This is a genomic window from Desulfurobacterium pacificum (genome assembly GCF_900182835.1).
Lineage (GTDB): Bacteria > Aquificota > Aquificia > Desulfurobacteriales > Desulfurobacteriaceae > Desulfurobacterium_B > Desulfurobacterium_B pacificum.
This window is the reverse complement of sequence record NZ_FXUB01000004.1, coordinates 32450-51194: the sequence shown is the minus strand read 5'-3', so window position 1 is coordinate 51194 and position 18745 is coordinate 32450. Positions and strand designations below refer to the sequence as shown.

The following is an 18745-nucleotide window of genomic DNA, read 5'->3' as shown; positions in this document are numbered from 1 at the left end:
CGAGGCACTAAAAGAAATTGAAACAAAAAAATTATAACTCAATATTAGGGAGGGAGATTTGGGTTATCAGCTACTGTGGGAGATTCCAGGTATATGGAGAGAACTAGAAAAGCTTAAAAAACTGAAGTCTGAAATTTATCGAGAGTCGAGGAGTTTACGCGGAAGAACAGTTGAAAAGATGGTTGCTTTTGCTAAGGAATATTTAGGAATGAATGAGAGAATTGCTAATAGTTGTATAAAGGATTTAAATAGGTTTGTATATCTACTCTTCTTAGGTGAACAATACGGGGAAGACGGTCGAGAATTTTGGAAAGGTCTATCATTAAAAGAACAAAACGAATTTTTTGAGTCTTTTAAGAAAATACTGGACAAGGCAAATCTATTCTGTCCAGAAAAAGTACCTGGAAACGGAAAAGTAAACCTAATCCTTCTCCATGTTTTAGTTCCTCCAAGGTTAAAAAATAAATTCGTTAGAATGGCTTACTTCATTTATAGTAGGTTAAAAGGTGATGAAGAACATCTCTATGTTTTAGAAAAAGATAAGCTTGAGGAACTGATCAAAAAATCCCAATACAAGATACAAACATTTATCTATGCCTGCCAGTTTGAAGAAACCTTTGTTCCTTTAAAGAAGGTTTTACGTGAAGTCTTTTCCTTTTTTAATGGAGATAGCAACAACTATGATCTTCCAGATTGGTTAATAAAAGCTTTACATGATTACAAGCTCCAAAAGCTTAAAACTGTTAAAGACCAGACAAAAGATAATCTATCTAATTTGTTAAAAAAGGAAGATTTCTTATTCCTATCTATAGATAAAAAAGGAATAAGAAGTTGGAAGGATGAAAAAGAAGAAATACTGTATCTTTCAGAAGAACCGTCCTACCTATTGATTAAGAAAGAGCTTTATGAGGAACTTGATGAAAATTGGCTTAATGACTGGTATTTTCCAGAGGAAAAAGAGGTAAATGGATGTAAACTTGTAAGAATCGAGGATTCTGTTGAAGGTTTAGAAATTGATGGTCTAAAAATTCAGGTTGAAGATTTAGGAAGACTTATTGAATTTGAGGGAGAAGATATAGACTTTCTTGTCCCAGTTGGAGGTAAGGGAAAAGTATTCTCTAAAAAATTCTTTATAAAAGTTTCTCCTGCTGTAAAGGATCTTCTATTGGAAACACCGGAAGGAATCTATACCTTAGATGATCTTCCTTCCCATTTTTCCAGAGCAGGAATTTACAAAGTTTCCTACCGTAGCAAGAAGAGAATAACCCAGAAAATTTACCTTCTTCCAGAAAGACCAAAGTTAGAAAAAAACTTTAACATCTCCTATAAAGGAAATTTTTATCAACTTGGCGAAAAGATAGAGGAAGAGTTTGGAAGTTTCAAGGTTTCTCATCCTGCCATTGAGAAACTCCAATCTGGAGAAATTTACGATGATGTTAAGAAAAAGATTCTCCTTCCCAAGCTTCCAAAAGGAATATATGCTTATCTCTACAACAGATGTGGAGAAGAGATTTATAAGTTTTCTGGGGAAAAAGAATTGGATCTGTCTCAACTATCTCCCAAGAAACTTGTTTATCCTTTGTCTCTCGTGTTATATTCCGAAAATAGGCATGTAAAAACCCTTACTATTGGTAGAAAGAGTAGAAAGAGAAAATGTTCATTACAAAGAATTCTTGAACTTTTGTTGAAAAGCAGCATGGTTAGAAATAATGGATTTGTTTCTAGGAGACTAAAATATAAAATTCCAAGAGAACTTAAAGAAATAGAAAAACAGAAAATTCGCGAGTTTCTATACCTTTCTCTTTCAGAAACCGATGAGTTGGGGAAACGATTTATTGAGTTTGTCATTAAATGTATAAAAATCGTTGATAGAGAAATGAAAGGAGATAGAGAACTTTCTTTAAAAATTTTGAAGCAGATAAAAAGAAATATATACCTTCGCAGAATCGTTAATAAATATTTGACTATTGAGGAGGAATAGATGCAGATCGATCCCCTTAAACTTACGGAAGAAATAAAAAAAGTATTTAATCTTTATCTTGATACCATTTGTAGAACAAAATATTCCTATATAAACGACAAACTAAGAGAAAAAATGGATGAAGAGAAAGAAAAGTTTTTTAAGGGGCCATATGTTCAAGCTACTCCCAACTATAAACAAGGTGCAAACTTGGAAGATCTCGTTTCTGAAGGGATTTTAGAACAAGAAACGAAGGAAATATTCAAAAAAGAATTTAAGCATTCTCTCTATAAACACCAAGAAGAAGTTATAAGAAAAGTTCGACAAGAAAAGAACGTGCTTGTTTCTACCGGAACTGGAAGTGGAAAAACTTTGAGTTTCTTAATTCCGGTTGTTGACTACATAGTCAGAAGCGGTAAAAGGGAAAGCGGAGTTAAAGCGATATTCATCTATCCGATGAATGCACTTGCAAATGATCAAATAGAGGAACTTCGTAAATTTCTTGCAGGTACAGATATAACTTTTGCAAGATATACGGGTGATACTTATTACACTAAAGAAGAGTTTGATAAAAAGAGAAAAGAAGGAGAGAAAAGTTATAAGGAACGTAAGAAAGAGTGTAGAGAAGAACTTTTAGTCCGTGAAGATATACTTTCAAATCCACCAGATATATTAATAACCAACTACTCCATGCTGGAATATCTACTTCTGAGACCAAAGGAGTCTCCTCTTTTTGAGGATAAAGCTTTAAAATTCCTCGTGCTTGATGAAATTCATGTTTACGATGGAGCTAAAGGAGCAGAAATAGGTTGTCTCCTTCGTAGATTGAAACAGAGGGCTTGTTTTGAATCTCCAATATGCATTGGAGCAAGTGCTACTCTGGGAGGAAAAGACGAAGAAAAAGTTAACGAGAAAGCTGCAAAATTTGCCACTGCAATATTTGGTGAGAATTTTGATAAAGAAGACGTAGTTAGAGCTCAGTTTGAAGATGAAAATGAGAAGGATATCTTGGGGAAGATTAAAGAATTTATTTCTAAACCAAGAGAATTTTCCGAAGTTCAAAAGAAATTCTCCAATATCTTTCCATCGGATAAAGAACTGCTTCCACAGCTAAGAAAACTTCAAGCAAGATATCACTTTTTTGTCAAAGCACCTGATGGAGTTTTCGTTACTTTAAGTAACGATGGGAAGATAGAAAATCTTAGTTTCAAAATGGAAAGAACGAGAAATGGAAAGAAAGTTTTTCAATTGGCTACATGCCGCTATTGCGGGGAAGTCTTTATAACAGGCTATATAAATAACAAAAAGAACGAAAAGAAATTAGAACTATACTCCGGCGATCCAGTCGGTCTTGACAAAGTGAAAAAAATCTTTCTTGCAATACCGAACGAAGTAACGAGAGATACCCTTGAGCTGATGACGAAAGAAAAAAGAAAATCAGCATCAAAATGTTATCTTAATGTAGAGACTGGTGAACTTTCCCGTAAAAAGAAAGAAGGAAAAAACTGGCTTGAAGTTTTCGAACTTAAAGAAGAAGAAAACAGTGTATTTCCTCAGCCTAAAAAATGTCCCTCTTGTGGAGTTGAAGGGAAGAAGCACAGAAAAGGAATGTGGCTCAGTTATTTTACTCCTCCTCAGGAAAGACCTCAGACCGTTCTCATGGAGGTTTTATTTAGACACTTGGTCGAAAAATCGAAAAAGAAAGAGGATAGGAAAATAATAGCTTTCTCGGACAGTAGGAGAGATGCCGCTTTCTTTGCTACTGGCTATCAGGATTTTAACAATGAAATGTGGAAAAAATGGTTATTTTACAGGAATCTAAGTTATGAACCGGTAGACAAGAGGTTTCTTGAGAAAAAACTTAAAAAATATTTAGAGGACCAGGAAGATATAGACACTGTTTTTATGAGAGAATTTGCTCTTATTTATGATTCTTTGGAAAGGATAGGTCTTGTTAAGTTTCTTTTACCGAAAGATAAAGAAGAAAAAATTCTGGAACGAATTAGAGCTTTGAGAGGTTATCCAATATCTAATCTAAATAAGGAGGAGATTAAGTCTCTTATCTATAACCTCCTTGCAGGTTTGAGAGAAAATAGAATTATTAGAGATGACAATGAAGTATTAGACTATCGAGGGATAATAGAGTTTGAAGATAAAGGCGGAAGAAGAAAGGGAGGTCTTGCTTCTTGGATACCATACCGAAGAAAAGATGATTCTTTTTCTACTAATAAAAGATTTCACCTCTTGAAAAGAGTGTTTTCAGAAACCACTCTGAATGACGGTGAAATTGTGGAACTACTCAAGGAAATATGGGAAATTTTAAAAAGCGAAAGGGTTCTGGTTCATCATGATGATGAATATGAAGGATTTGTCATCGAACCGCATAGGTGGAGAGTTCAGAAAAACAGAAAAGTTTATGTCTGTAATAAATGTGGAAGAATCCATACTTGGAATGTTAAAAATGCCTGCACAAATTCAGGGTGTAGTGGGAATCTAATTGAGAAGAGTATTGACGGTGTTCCCGTTTCTAAGTTTTACCTAAATTTCTTCTCAGATGTGGAGAAAGGAAAAGCAAAGAATTACAAAGCAATAGTTGAAGAACACACTGCTCAGTTGTCTAAGGAAGAAGCTGAGGAAATTCAGAGAAAATTCACAAATGGAGATGTAAATATCTTAAGTTGTTCTACTACATTTGAGTTAGGAGTGGACATAGGAGCTCTTCAAATGGTCTTTCTCCACAACGTTCCACCGAGACCCGATAACTATGTCCAGAGAGCAGGTAGAGCCGGAAGAAGGGGAACAAACGCTTACATTTTAACCTACGTTCTCAACAGACCTCACGATTCAAAAGTTTTTGAGAATCCTATCAAAATGATAAAAGGAGAAATAAAACCTCCAGCAATCAAGTTGAATAACAGGAGAATTCTCTTAAGACACTTTAACGCTGTCGCTTTGTCCTACTTTCTTAGAAAAGAATTCACTGGTCGTAGAGTCTTTGTTAAAGATTTCAGAGACAATGACGCCTTTAAAAAGTTTGAAGAGTTTATGGAAACAAAACCTGTTGAAGTTAAGGAGGAGCTAAGAAATATCCTTTCCAGTTTAAATATGAAGGAAAAGGAGGTAAAACTTATAGGAAATGAAGTCGATTTAGAGAATTGGAAATGGTGGAATGGAAAACTACCAGAAGATTACGGAAGTAATTCTAAAACTTTATGGGAAACTATAGAAGAGGAACTGAAAGAGGATATTTCAGAGCTGGAAGAAGTTATAAAGAAAATTAAGTTGGAGATTCAAAAATCGTTTGGAGACTTTGGAAAAGTAGGTTATTTATCTACCATAGGAAAAGCGTATGAAACCTATCTTGAACAAATCAAAAGGCAGGATATCATTAGTTTTTTCAGTAGAAAAGTTTTCATTCCGAAATATGGTTTTCCCGTTGATGTAGTTCCTTTAAAAATAGTTGGACATAAACTATCAAAGAAAATACAACTAGATAGAGATTTGAAAATCGCCATTAGAGAGTATGCTCCCGGGGAAAAAGTAGTTGTTAGAAAACACATGATCATGCCAACTAACGTTAGGATTCTCCCTAAGAAAGAACCGGAGATTCGTTATTTCTTCGTATGCCGGAAGTGTTTGTATTTTAAAGATGCATGGGATAAAGACAAGATAGAATTTACAACTTGTCCAGCATGTGGGGGAGATAAGGTAGAAATTAATAAATATCTTGTTCCTTCTTTTGGCTTTGAAGTAAAAGATATAAGACATTTTTTTGATAAAGTTGAGTTCAACGAGAAAAAGCTCAAAGAAGTTTTTGATATAGTCAATTTTAAGAGCAAAAATAAGAAAAAACTTCCTATTTCAAAAGATGTTTTCTATAAACCTATCCCAAGAGCCGTAGTTAGAAGTTTTGTTAGTGGAAACATAGAAAATAACAGAAAAGTGGATAAGAAAACGGTTGGAAAATTTGAAATATCTCGCTTTATGAGAAATAGAATAACTGTTATAAACTTTCATGAAGATAGGCGTGTAGATAGAAATACCGGTCTCCTGAGCATAGTTCTTAAAGAAGGAAGAAAAAAGAAAGATGAGAACAGCTGTTATCTTGGTTACCAGTTCTACACTGATATCCTTGTAATCAATCCTCCTCCAGTTACACCACAACTTACAAGCTATAAGCAAGAAGCTTACTACTCCCTCCTCTACGCTATTTTGGAAGGAGCTTCTGAAGCTCTTGACATAAAGAGGGAAGATATAGATGGAACAATTTATAGAACAGAGGATAACGAAAGCAGGTTGATCATTTATGACAACGTTCCAGCTGGAGCCGGTTTTATAACAGAGATCTATGAAAACTTTGAAGATGTTCTTGATAAAGCGTTAGAAATTGTTTCAAATTGCAGTTGCGGAGAAGATTCGTGCTGTCCTTCATGCCTTCTTAGCTATTCAAACCAGTACTTTGCAGATCTACTGCAGAGACGTTTTGCCAGAGATTTGATTGAAATTGGAAAGGCAGGAGTTAGAGGATGATTATCATTGGTGTTGATACTGGCGGAACGTTTACAGATTTTATATATAAAAAGGACAATGAATGGGGCGTTTTAAAAATCCCCTCCACCCCTCACAACCCTGCCGAAGCAGTCCTCAAAGGTATTCAACTCATTGCCGAAAGTGAAAAGAAAAACGTCGTTCACGGTTCAACCGTTGCCACAAATGCCGTTCTTGAAAGGAAAGGGGCAAAAACTGCTTTTATCACAAATAGAGGTTTTGAAGACATCCTTTTTATAGGAAGGCAGAACAGAGAAAAACTTTACGACCTTCACTACCGAAAGCCTGTTCCTCTTATTCCTTCCTCTTTGGTTTTTGGCGTTAAGGGAAGAATAACTTCAAAAGGCGAAGAGATAGAACCGTTAGATGTTGAAGAGTTACAACGCATTGCTGAAGCTCTAAAAAAAGAAAAAGTTGAATCTGTTGCCGTTTCTTTCCTTTTTTCTTTTCTCAATCCTTCCCACGAAGAAAAAGCTTTTGAAATTTTAAACTCTTATGGTTTTGATGTTTCTATATCCAGCAGAATAGTTCCAGAGTTTAGAGAGTTTGAAAGGAGTTCTACTACGCTAATTAACGCCTACGTTATGCCGAAAATGAAGAAATACATTTCATTTCTTGAAAGCCATCTTGGTAATGAAGACAGACTTTCCATCATGCAGTCAAACGGTGGGATTATTTCTTCTACAACTGCAAAAGAGCAACCTGTAAGAACGATACTTTCAGGTCCGGCAGGTGGCGTTACCGGCGCCTGGAAAATCGGCAGCGCAGCAGGATACGATAAACTGATAACCTTTGACATGGGCGGAACTTCTACGGACGTTTCCCTTATAGACGGAAAGCCGACAATAACGACAGAAGCAAAGATAGAAGGCTATCCGATAAAAGTTCCCGTTATAGACATTCACACAGTTGGAGCAGGTGGCGGTTCAATAGCAAAGATAGACGCTGGCGGGGCTTTATCCGTTGGACCAGAAAGTGCAGGTGCAGACCCGGGACCTATATGCTACGGAAAAGGCGAAAAGATAACCGTTACCGATGCAAACCTCTTTTTAGGGCGACTCGTTCCTGACTACTTTTTAGGCGGAAAAATGAAACTCTATCCGGAAAGGATTATTCCTTACTTTGAGAAAATGGCAGAAGAGGCGGGGCTTTCACCCGTAGAGCTTGCTAAAGGCATTATTGACGTTGCCAACGCAAAGATGGAAAAGGCTATAAGGGTAATTTCTATAGAAAGAGGATACGATACGAGAGAGTTTTCTCTCTTTTCTTTCGGCGGAGCAGGCGGGCTTCACGCCGCGTTTCTTGCAAAAGCGCTTAACATTCCCCAGGTTATCGTTCCGCTGAATCCCGGGATACTTTCTGCTATGGGTATGCTTTTGTCGGATGTGGTTAAGGACTATTCCCTTACGGTTATGGTCAGGGATGAAGAATTATCCTTGCAGACGCTTGATGAATTCTTTAAGGTTCTTGAAGATAGGGCTTTTGAAGAGCTTATAAGTGAAGGGATTGAAGAGGAAAATATTTTTTTAGAAAGGTTTGTTGATGTCCGTTATAGGGGACAGTCTTTCGAACTGATAGTTCCCTTTTCAGAAAACTTTGTAGATGACTTCCACAGAGAACATGAAAAGGTTTACGGATATTCCTCGCCAGAAAGGGAAGTTGAAGTAGTTAATGTAAGGTTAAGGGCAACTGGAAGAGTTGAAAAGCCAAAACTGGAGAAATTTTCTTTAGCTTCAGAGAAAGTCCCTGATGAGGCTGTTCTGTGCAGAAGAAAAGCGTTCTTTGATGATTGGATGGAAGTTCCCGTTTACGACAGAAGTAAACTTCTTCCAGGTAATAGAATAAAAGGTGCAGCGATAATTGTTGAATACAGCTCAACGACGGTTGTTCCACCCTTTGCAGAAGTTTTTGTAGATGAGTATAAAAACTTAATAGTTGGTGTTTGATGGATTTGAAGAAAGAAGAACTGAAGTATTCCTGGGACGGCAACAGAACGAAGAGCGTTTTGGTTGCAAGGAGAATGATGTATGACAACCCGAGGGATGTTTACAGAGAATACGGCGAAGAGTATTTGAAGGAGGTTTTCTTAAGGCACTACAACTTATTTAACGATGTTAACAGAGTTTTCTGGAAAACGATTTTGGGAATTTCCGATGAAGAAATTGAAGAAAAAACAAAGGGAAGTTTTAGAAACGCTTGTAAAATCTGGAATTACTGAAGGATTTTATCTTGCTGGTGGAACAGCGTTGTGACGGAGGATTCTAAGTTGCAAAAAGTTAACCCCATACTTCTTGAAATTTTTAGAAATAGGTTTTCTTCTGTTGCTGAAGAGATGGGCGTTGTGCTTCAAAGGACGGCGTTTTCACCAAACATAAAGGAGAGGCGGGATTTTTCCTGTGCTGTCTTTGATGAGAATGGAGAATTAGTGGCGCAGGCTGCACATATTCCCGTCCATCTTGGTTCCATGCCCCTCTCTGTTAAATCGGTTATAGAAAACCTTGACCTTAAAGAAGGTGACATGGCAGTTTTGAACGACCCGTTTATGGGAGGGACGCATCTTCCGGACGTTACGGTTGTTGCGCCTGTTTATGTTGGTGGAAAAGTTGCCTTTTACGTTGCGAATAGAGCACACCACGCAGATATAGGGGGATTTTCGCCCGGTTCCATGCCTCTTTCAAATTCCATCTTTCAGGAAGGTTTGAGAATTCCGCCGCTGAAGATTGTGAAAAGTGGTGAGATTAACGAAGAAGTTATGAACTTTATATGTGCCAACGTGAGGACGCCGGAAGAGAGGCGGGGGGATTTTGCTTCTCAAATAATGGCTAACAGAACGGGAATAAAGAGGCTCAAAGAAATCATTGAGAAGTATTCGCTTGAGGAAGTGAAAAGATACAGCGCTGCTTTAATGGATTATTCTGAAAAGATAATGAGAAAGACAATAGAAAACATACCAGACGGCGTTTACGAGTTTGAAGATTTCATGGAAGACGATGGGCTTGGGGCAAAAGACGTTAAAATCAAAGTAAAAATTGTTATTAAAGGGGATAAAGCTGTTGTTGACTTTTCTGAATCTGACCTGCAGGTTGAAGGCAGTATAAACAGCGTTAGAGCCATAACTCTTTCTGCGGTTCTTTACGTTTTCAGATGTCTTGTAAAAGAGGATATCCCCGTAAATGCAGGTTGCATGAGACCTATTACGGTTATAACGAAAAAAGGGACGATAGTTGATGCAGAATTTCCGGCTGCTGTATCAGCAGGTAACGTTGAGACATCGCAAAGGATAGTGGATGTTCTGTTGGGCGCTCTATCTAAAGCTCTTCCAGATTTTATTCCTGCTGCCAGTCAAGGGACGATGAACAACGTTACGTTTGGCGGAATTAATCCTGAAACAAGGAAGCCTTTTACTTACTACGAAACGATTGGCGGTGGAATGGGTGCCTGGGCAGGTGGCGACGGTGAAAGTGCTGTTCACTCTCATATGACTAACACTCTAAATACGCCGGTAGAAGCTATTGAGTTTGAGTATCCGGTGAGAGTTTTGAAATACAGGATAAGGAAAGGTTCTGGCGGTAAAGGTCTGCACAAGGGGGGAGACGGGATAGAAAGAGAATTTCTCTTCCTTACAGATGTTGAAGTAACGGTAATTTCCGAAAGGAGAAGGATTCCCCCTTACGGCTTATTCGGCGGAGAACCGGGGCTCGAAGGGGAAAACGAAGTTGTAAAAGGTGGCAAGAGAGAAAAGAGAGGAGGAAAGTTTACAGAAAAACTTTCTGCCGGCGACATCCTAACGATAAAAACTCCTGGTGGTGGCGGTTGGGGTAACCTAAAATGAGAAGTTTGTCGACAATAACCTGCTGATGCTTCCAAAGTATCCTAAGTGATTTGATAAAATCTTTCCAAGTTAGCTGTTCTGTTCCAGCTGGTAGTCCAGCTGGGGGACTTCTGACATAACTTGGTTGGTGTGTGTTTTTCTTTGTATGCTGAGATTGCAAAGCGTAGCTCCCATGGACTATTCTTGTCTTCTAAAGTGGAGCAGGAAAAAGCACAGACAAGTTTTTTCTGTTCAGCCTCTTGTGCCTCCAGCGGGGACACGGAAAACAGAAGGGGCAGGTAAGTATTCCCAGCGATTGTCCAGCTATCTAATGGAGGATGAACACTCTACCAAGGTGGACACGAGGATTAAAGGAAGGTTACTGTGAAAAATAGTTTGTGTGAGAAGCTAGAAAAATTTAAGAGAGAGTTATACTCGATATCTGGAAGTTCTTTATTTAAAAATATCGACTATGAAGATTGTAAAAGGATTTGTGAAAAAGCTGGTCATGATGATTTTATAGGCTCGGCTTTATTGGAGCTTGAGAAAGTTATTGACTCTATGAAGTTGGATTATGACGAGACTCATAATAATTTTCACAAAAAATACTGGGAATTATTCACTTACCACTTTCTAAAGTATGAAAAAAGGATTTGCATAGATAGGATAAAGGAAACCTCGAGTAAAACGCCGGACTTTCAAGTTACTTTTAATGATAAACGGTTTAGTTTGGAGGTAAAAACCTTAAATCGAGTCTATCCAAATCTAAGATATAAGGAGGAGCAGGAAGAATTTTTAGAAACAAAGGTAAAGTTGGAGGAGAAACTTCGGGAGGAAAAAATAGCTTCTGCTGTTAATATTATTCAACCTTACAAAGGTAGAGATGAAAACTACAACGATTCATCGGTAGCTCTTGTAATAGAAACTTTAATAAGTAAGATTGAACATAATTTAAAACTTGGGCAACATCCAAGTTCCTTTGATAGGAGAATTTTATGGGTAGTTTTGGAGCAACTTCCTCTCTTTAATGAAGGTAAGAAAGTTTCTGTTCCAGTGTATCCTGACTTTTCTTATTCATGTGCATGTATAAGTGGAGAACTATGGTATACCTGCTTTGGTGAAAGAGGTGATTTAATTTTTAAACCGCCGGAATTTGAAGATAGAAGCAATATTGATAGAAGATTAGAAAAAGATGGCATTATGAAAACTCACAAAGAAATAGACGGAGTAGTATTTCTAATAGTTCAATTGGATGGAAAAAAAGAAACAGTAGCTTTTCATAGGTATGATGATTCATTGCTTAAAGAATTCTTTTATACGTTTGCTGATTATACTAATAATGATATAAATGAGAATGATTATTACTATAAACTGTTTCCTAAAAAGAAAAAGAGATAAATTTGCGCGGTAGCATCGTTGGTCAAGTCCAAGCTCTCTCTATAGACTTTCAGGAATAGCACAAATTAGGACAGAGCAAACACAAAGCTAAAACTCGGCACGAAATAGATAAGCGCCTTAATATTTACTCCTACTCAACTACTGATGCTTTCCGAGATGTTTGGAAGTAAACCCTTTTTCTACCGCAAAAATTTTAGCATCAAAAACATTAAAAAAATCCGATGTTGACACAGTTCACAGCTCTTTGCATTCAAAAATAAGATTTGCGCCTTCCCGAAAACAGCATAAAATTCTATTAGCCGCAGGGGTGGAGCGTTGGCTCCTGAGACCCGAGCAGGGAACCCTTTGAACCTGAACCGGGTAATACCGGCGTAGGGAGCGGCACTCACTCCCCCCACGGCAAAAAATCCCCGGAGGTAAAAATGCAAAACCTAAACGAAATTACCATTTCTAAAGCTATCATCAAGACGTTTATGGAAAAGTTGGAAGAACATCTTGAAACGGACGTTGCCATTGTAGGGGGAGGACCTTCCGGACTTGTGGCAGCTTATTACCTTGCCAGAAAGGGATTCAAAGTTTCTCTCTTTGAGAGAAAGCTCTCCATCGGCGGTGGAATGTGGGCTGGTGCTATGTTTTTCAATCAGATTGTTGTTCAAGAAATGGGAAAAAGCATTTTAGACGAATTCGGCGTTTCTTACAGGGAGTTTGAACCGGGTTATTACGTTACCGACGCGGTTGAAGCTGTTACCACGATAGCTTCAAAGGCTGTTAAGGCAGGCGCTGTCGTTTTTAACGGCGTAACGGCTGAAGACGTTGTTCTTAAAAAAGTTGACGGTAATTACAGGGTTTGCGGGCTCGTTATAAACTGGTCAACGGTTGATATGAACCACTTAATGGTTGACCCTCTTGTTATTACTGCTAAATACGTTATTGATGCTACTGGTCACGATGCGACGGTTGTTTCTACACTGCAGAGAAAAGCGGGTATAAGACTTAACACCGAAACGGGCTGTGTTGTTGGAGAGAAACCTCTGTGGGCTTCTGTTGGAGAAGAAGATACGGTTAAGAACAGCAGAGAAGTATTCCCAGGTATTTACGTGAGCGGTATGGCAGCAAACGCTACGTGCGGAAGCCACAGGATGGGACCAGTCTTTGGCGGAATGCTCATGTCTGGTAAAAAGGTTGCGGAAGAGATAGCGGAAAAGTTAATGAAGGAGGTGTAATGGCTACACTCGTTGAACTTGCCAAAAAAGGCGTTGTCACGAAGGAAATGAAATTTTGCGCTGAGTATGAAAAAAGGGACGTTGACTATATAGTGGAAGGGCTTATAAAGGGAACGATTGTTATCCCGGCTAACGTTTTTCACAGGGAGAGGGGGGATTTTTCGCCGAGGGCGATAGGAAAAGGATTAAAGACGAAAGTTAACGTTAACATAGGAACATCCGGAGATATTGAAAGTATAGACCTTGAGCTTGAGAAGCTGAGAGTTGCCTTAAAGTATGGCACGGACGCTGTAATGGACCTTTCAACCGGGAAATTTATTGATGAAACAAGAAAAGCGATAGTTGAGAACTCTCCGGTGATGGTAGGAACCGTTCCTATCTATCAGGCAGCGAAAGAGGCGGCTGAAAAGTACGGGTTTATCGGTAAGATGACCGTTGACGATATATTTGCTGCCATTGAAAAGCATTGTAGGGATGGGGTGGATTTTATTACCGTTCACTGCGGCGTTACGCTTTCTTCCCTTGAGAGGCTCAGGAACGAAGGGAGAATTATGAACATCGTTTCAAGGGGCGGTGCTTTAATAGCTGAGTGGATGGTTTACAACGAGCAGGAAAATCCTCTCTACACCCACTACGACCGCCTCTTAGAAATTGCCAAAAAGTACGATGTTACGCTCTCTTTAGGCGACGGAATGAGGCCGGGCTGTATAGCAGACGCCACAGATAGGTGTCAAATAGAAGAATTAATAACTTTAGGTGAGCTTGTTGATAGGGCAAGGGAAGCGGACGTTCAGGTTATGGTTGAAGGTCCCGGGCACGTTCCCCTTGACCAGGTAGAAGCTAATATAGTTTTGCAAAAGAGGCTATGCCACGAAGCGCCGTTCTACGTTTTAGGACCAATTGTTACAGACATCGCCCCGGGTTATGACCACATAACAGGTGCCATTGGTGGAGCGATTGCGGCGAAGGCGGGGGCGGATTTTCTCTGTTACCTTACGCCTGCTGAACACCTTGCTCTACCGGACGTAGAAGACGTTAGAGTTGGCGTTATAGCTGCAAGAATTGCAGGGCACGCTGCAGACATCGTGAAGGGCGTTCCCGGTGCAATTGAGTGGGACATTGAAATGGCTAAAGCAAGAGAAGCTCTTGACTGGGAAAGACAGTTTGAGCTTGCCATTGACCCTGACATTGCAAAGAAGTATCGTGAAGAGAGGAAACCTCAAGAAGATGAGAAGACTTGTACCATGTGCGGTAAACTCTGTTCAATAAAAAGAGTAGAAGATTACCTTAAAGGTAAATAATTTGACCCTTCCCTCTTGACAGGGTAGAATAAAGTTATAAGTTCAGATTTGCTGATTAAGTAGCGAAGGCAGCACGGAAACAGATTAGCCCCGGAAGGCATGCCGTTTCTGCCTTCTGGGGCTTTTAAATTTTAAGAGAAACTTTTAAGAGAGGTAAGGACACATGGAGAAGCTCACAGGAACAGTAAAGTGGTTTGATTCTAAGAAAGGTTACGGCTTTATTACAGCCGACAACGGACAGGACGTATTCGTTCACTACACAGGTATTTCTGGAAACGGTTTTAGAACCCTTGAAGAAGGTGAAAGAGTAAGCTTTAACGTAACAGAGAGCGACAAGGGTCTCAAAGCTGTTGACGTTGAAAGACTATAACGGAACAAACAAATAGTGCTGCCTCGGTGGCCGTCTGAAACGGCGGCGGTTGCCGGGGCAGTTTTTATTTTGACCTAAGAAAAAATAACAATAATAACCAATGAGGAGAATAAATAATGGAATTTTCTTTTTCACAATTATCACCAGAAACGCAAAAGTCCCTTGAAGAAATGGGATTTATGGAGCCTACACCGATACAAAAAGAAGCCATTCCTGTTGCTTTGGAAGGACATGACATAGTAGGTCAGGCTCAAACGGGAACCGGTAAGACGGCGGCCTTTGGGATTCCTTTAGTGGAGAAACTATCGCCAAAAGAAAGAGGCGTTAAAGCGATAATCCTTACTCCTACAAGAGAATTAGCAATACAGGTTGCTCACGAGATTTCTCTTATCGGGAAGAATAAAGGGATTTCTGCCTACCCCATATACGGCGGCGTCTCAATAGAGAGGCAGATATCTACGTTAAAAAGGGGTAGAAATCAGGTAATAGTTGGAACGCCCGGCAGAATTAAGGACCTTATAAACAGAGGCGTTTTGAACCTTAAAAACGTTAAGTTTGCAGTTCTTGATGAAGCCGACCAGATGCTTGATATGGGATTTATAGAAGACATAGAGGATATCCTATCTGAAACGCCAAAAAGTAAGCAAACGATGCTTTTTTCGGCTACCATGCCTTACGAGATAAGAAGGCTTATAGATAGATACCTTAAGAAAGGTTACAAGACTATAAAGGTTGGAAAGCAACTTGTTACGCCAAAGGTGAAGCAGAAGATAATTTTCGTAAGGAACGAGGACAGACTTAAGGCGCTCGAAAAAATTCTTAAGGAATATAAGGGCGTTCCAGCAATTGTTTTTGTTAAAACAAAAAGAGATGCCGCCGAAGTTGAGAAAAAGCTTCAAGAAAGAGGCATAAACGCCAAAGCCATTCACGGTGACCTTTCTCAAAGACAGAGAGAATTTGTAATGAATTCCTTCAGAAAAGGAAGGACTGACGTTTTGGTGGCTACCGATGTTGCAGCAAGAGGAATTGATATTAAAGACGTCGGGCTTGTCGTTAACTACGAGCTTCCCGAAAATCCTGAAAGCTACGTTCACCGCATAGGCAGGACGGGAAGAGCTGGAAAAGAAGGAACGGCAATTAGTCTGGTTACGGATTCTGAAAAGAGAAGAATGTACAAGATAAAGAGCTTGAAGGGCGTTAGGGGAACCAAATTTAAGCACAACACCTTGAAAGAAATTGAAAAAGAGATAGTTAACGCTGATACTTCAAGAGTTCCTAAAGAGCTTAAATCTTTGGCCCAAAAGCTTGCAAAAGAGAAAAATCCAGAAGAGGTTATTGCTTATCTTCTTTCCCGCCTTGCTCGCTGAGGCGGGACTTCATCCACTTCATATAAAAGTCTAAAATCTTTTCGTATCCGATGTGAGAACTTTCATAGTACTTTCTTTTTTCCGTCAGGTATTCCTGTTTTACCCAGTGGCGGGGGAAGCGGTGGGGATTTTTATAGCCTTTATTTTTAAAGCCGGATTTAAGATGTTGAGGAACGGGCAGGTTTAATCCTTCTTCTACCTCTTTTAAAGCTTTTTTTAGCGCCCTGTAAGAGGAATCGCTTTTAGGGGAGCAGGCTAAAAACACCGTTGCGTGGGCCAAGTTTATGGCGGCTTCCGGCATCCCCACATTTTTAACCGCTTCAAGAGCAGCAGTTGCCACTAACAAACCTAAAGGGTTTGCGTTGCCGATGTCTTCAGATGCAGAAATTACGAGCCTTCTTGCGATAAAAAGAGGGTCTTCTCCGCCTTTTATCATTCTTGCTAAGTAGTAGATGGCTGCGTCCGGGTCGCTACCTCGTATGGACTTTATAAACGCCGATATGATGTCGTAGCGGTTATCCCCTTTATCGTAAACTACGGCAGTTCTTCCTGTTACTTCCTCTGCTAACTTTAGGTTTGGCGTTTTCCCTTCAGATAAAACGTATAGCTCTTCCAGGTAGGTAAGAAACTTTCTGCCGTCGCCGGCTGAAGACTCTATCAGGTGTTTTAAAACTTCTTCGGGAACGGAAAAACCTTTTATACCTCTTTCATCGTTTACTGCTAATTCGTAAAGCTTTTTAAGGTTTTTTTCTGTTAGAGGTTTGAACTCGTATATTTTCGTTCTTGAGCGGAGTGCTGGCGTTAGGGAAAAGAAAGGATTTTCGGTTGAAGCACCTATTAAAATTACGTTTCCTGCTTCAACGTCGGGAAGGAGTGCGTCCTGCTGAGCTTTGTTAAACCTGTGAATCTCGTCTATAAATAGGATTGTTTTCTTTCCGAATTCAGTGTTTTTCCTTCCTTTTTCTAAAGCTTCTCTTATATCCTGAACTGTTGACGTTACTGCGTTTATCTCAATGAATTCTGCGTTTGTCAGCCTGGAAATTAGGCGGGCTAAAGCTGTTTTTCCCGTTCCGGGAGGTCCGAAGAAAATGGAAGAAAAGAGCTTGTTTCTTTCAATTAACTTTCTTAACGGTTTTCCCTTCCCTAATATGTGCTCCTGCCCTACGAACTCTTCAAAGTTTTCAGGAGATAACCTGTAGGGCAGGGGTCTGTCAAAGTTTTTTGAAAAGAGCGTTTCCATTAAACGCCCCAGCTCCAGGGATTTTTCTTTTCTGGAGGGGAGGGCAAGCCAAGCTTATCCCAGATTTCGTCAACCTTTTTCTTAACGTTTTCGTCCATTTCAATATCTGGTGGCCAGTCTCTGTTGAATCCTTCGCTTCTCCACTTTCTTGTTGCATCAATGCCCATTTTGCTTCCAAAGAACGGCAAAGGTGAAGTGTGGTCAAGGGCGTCAACTGGTCCTGTGGAAAAGATAACATCTCTTTCCGGGTCAACGTTGTTACCCCACCGCCACAGAACCTCTCCTATGTCGTGGACGTTTGTGTCTTTATCAAAGATAATTATGTTTTTGGTGAAGCTCATCTGCCCCATTCCCCAGAGGGCAGATATGACTTTCCTTGCATGCCCCGGATATCTTTTATCTATGGAGACAAATGCGAAGTTGTGAAAGACCCCTTCAATGGGCAGGCACATGTCAACTATTTCGGGAAGCTGTGTTTTTAGCAGGTGAAGGAATATTCTCTCTGTTGCCTTTCCTATGTAGCAGTCTTCCATCGGCGGCTTTCCTACAATTGTTGCTGGGTAGATGGGATTTTTCCTTCTCGTAACGCAGGTTACGTGAAAAACGGGATAGAAGTCAGGCAAAGAGTAGTAGCCCGTGTGGTCGCCGAAAGGTCCTTCAAACTTTAACTCTGTCGTATCAACGTAACCTTCAAGAACGATTTCCGCGTTTGCCGGCACTTCAAGGTCAACTGTTTCGCACTTCACCATTTCAACAGGTTTGCCCCTCAAAAATCCGGCGAAAACCATTTCATCAACGTCTTCTGGCAGTGGTGCAGTTGCAGAGTAGATTACCGCCGGGTCTGAGCCGATTGCTACGGCAACGGGGAACTTTTTTATTCCCATTCTTTTTGCTTTTAGAAAGTGCTTTGCGCCAACTTTGTGCCAGTGCCAGTGCATTCCTGTGGTTTTTTTATCGTAAACGTGGAGGCGATACATTCCGCAGTTTCTCTCGCCCGTTTCCGGGTCTTTGGTAAAAACTAAAGGCAGCGTGATAAACCTTCCGCCGTCGTGGGGCCAGCAGAAAAGTATTGGAAACTTTGAAAGGTCTGGCTCTTCAATTACTTCCTTACAAGGAGCTTTTTTTCTGTCAACCTCTTTCGGGAAGATGTCTGAAAGTTTCTTCAGCTCAACTAACTTTTTCAGTTTATCTAAAAATCCTGAAGGCTTTTCTGGCTTTAAGAGTTTTGCAGCTCTCTTCCCTATTGAATCCGGGTCGTCTTCAAGCGCTAAAACCATCCTTTTGTAGCTGGCAAAGAAGTTTATCGCTACCGGAACATCTCTGCCGTCAACGTTTTTGAAAAGGAGGGCTGGACCGCCTGCCTTTACCACTCTATCGGCAATTTCTGTGATTTCAAGGTAGGAACTTACCGGGTGGTCAATTTCTTTTAGCTCACCTTCTTTTTTGAGTTTTTCAATGAAGTCTCTTAAATCTTTGTAAGCCATTACCGCTCCTTTCAAATTTTTGTAGAATTCTACCACCCTTGAC

12 protein-coding genes and 1 riboswitch are annotated in these 18745 nt (G+C 39.8%); of the genes, 10 read left to right on the top strand and 2 right to left on the bottom strand.

Going from position 1 to position 18745, the window contains the following annotated elements; genetic code table 11:
• Positions 1-58 precede the first annotated feature (58 nt).
• The 10 genes from QOL23_RS06800 to QOL23_RS06755 all read left to right on the top strand — a co-directional run bounded on the left by QOL23_RS06800 (position 59) and on the right by QOL23_RS06755 (position 15978).
• Complete coding sequence (locus QOL23_RS06800; protein WP_283400835.1) at positions 59-1981, top strand: hypothetical protein; 1923 nt, start codon at positions 59-61, stop codon at positions 1979-1981.
• Entirely contained in the window at positions 1982-6490 is a 4509-nt protein-coding gene (locus QOL23_RS06795) for a DEAD/DEAH box helicase (protein ID WP_283400834.1), read from the top strand.
• Positions 6487-8454: a hydantoinase/oxoprolinase family protein gene (locus tag QOL23_RS06790; RefSeq protein WP_283400833.1), complete on the top strand. Its 1968-nt coding sequence runs from the start codon at positions 6487-6489 to the stop codon at positions 8452-8454. Before QOL23_RS06795 ends, QOL23_RS06790 begins: the two co-directional genes overlap by 4 nt.
• Positions 8454-8726 (top strand): hypothetical protein, encoded by a 273-nt coding sequence (locus tag QOL23_RS06785; protein WP_283400832.1) that lies wholly within the window; start codon positions 8454-8456, stop codon positions 8724-8726. The genes QOL23_RS06790 and QOL23_RS06785 overlap by 1 nt, the downstream gene beginning before the upstream one ends.
• 48 nt (positions 8727-8774) lie before the next feature.
• Complete coding sequence (locus QOL23_RS06780) at positions 8775-10340, top strand: hydantoinase B/oxoprolinase family protein (protein WP_283400831.1); 1566 nt, start codon at positions 8775-8777, stop codon at positions 10338-10340.
• A gap of 363 nt (positions 10341-10703) precedes the next feature.
• Positions 10704-11717, top strand: coding sequence for a hypothetical protein (locus QOL23_RS06775; RefSeq protein WP_283400830.1), 1014 nt, complete (start codon positions 10704-10706; stop codon positions 11715-11717).
• 293 nt (positions 11718-12010) lie between these two features.
• Positions 12011-12112, top strand: a riboswitch (TPP riboswitch).
• Between the two features lie 27 nt (positions 12113-12139).
• Positions 12140-12940, top strand: coding sequence for a sulfide-dependent adenosine diphosphate thiazole synthase (locus QOL23_RS06770; protein WP_283400829.1), 801 nt, complete (start codon positions 12140-12142; stop codon positions 12938-12940).
• A complete protein-coding gene (gene thiC / locus QOL23_RS06765; protein ID WP_283400828.1) occupies positions 12940-14241 on the top strand; it encodes a phosphomethylpyrimidine synthase ThiC in 1302 nt (433 codons plus the stop codon). The genes QOL23_RS06770 and thiC overlap by 1 nt, the downstream gene beginning before the upstream one ends.
• A gap of 163 nt (positions 14242-14404) precedes the next feature.
• Positions 14405-14611, top strand: coding sequence for a cold-shock protein (locus tag QOL23_RS06760; RefSeq protein ID WP_283400827.1), 207 nt, complete (start codon positions 14405-14407; stop codon positions 14609-14611).
• Positions 14612-14727: 116 nt separating this feature from the next.
• A complete protein-coding gene (locus QOL23_RS06755; RefSeq protein ID WP_283400826.1) occupies positions 14728-15978 on the top strand; it encodes a DEAD/DEAH box helicase in 1251 nt (416 codons plus the stop codon).
• Here the strand turns inward: QOL23_RS06755 and QOL23_RS06750 are convergent.
• Both QOL23_RS06750 and QOL23_RS06745 read right to left on the bottom strand, forming a co-directional pair.
• Complete coding sequence (locus QOL23_RS06750; protein WP_283400825.1) at positions 15944-17218, bottom strand: replication-associated recombination protein A; 1275 nt, start codon at positions 17216-17218, stop codon at positions 15944-15946. The genes QOL23_RS06755 and QOL23_RS06750 overlap by 35 nt on opposite strands.
• Positions 17218-18702 (bottom strand): menaquinone biosynthesis decarboxylase, encoded by a 1485-nt coding sequence (locus QOL23_RS06745; RefSeq protein WP_283400824.1) that lies wholly within the window; start codon positions 18700-18702, stop codon positions 17218-17220. Before QOL23_RS06745 ends, QOL23_RS06750 begins: the two co-directional genes overlap by 1 nt.
• Positions 18703-18745: the final 43 nt, after the last annotated feature.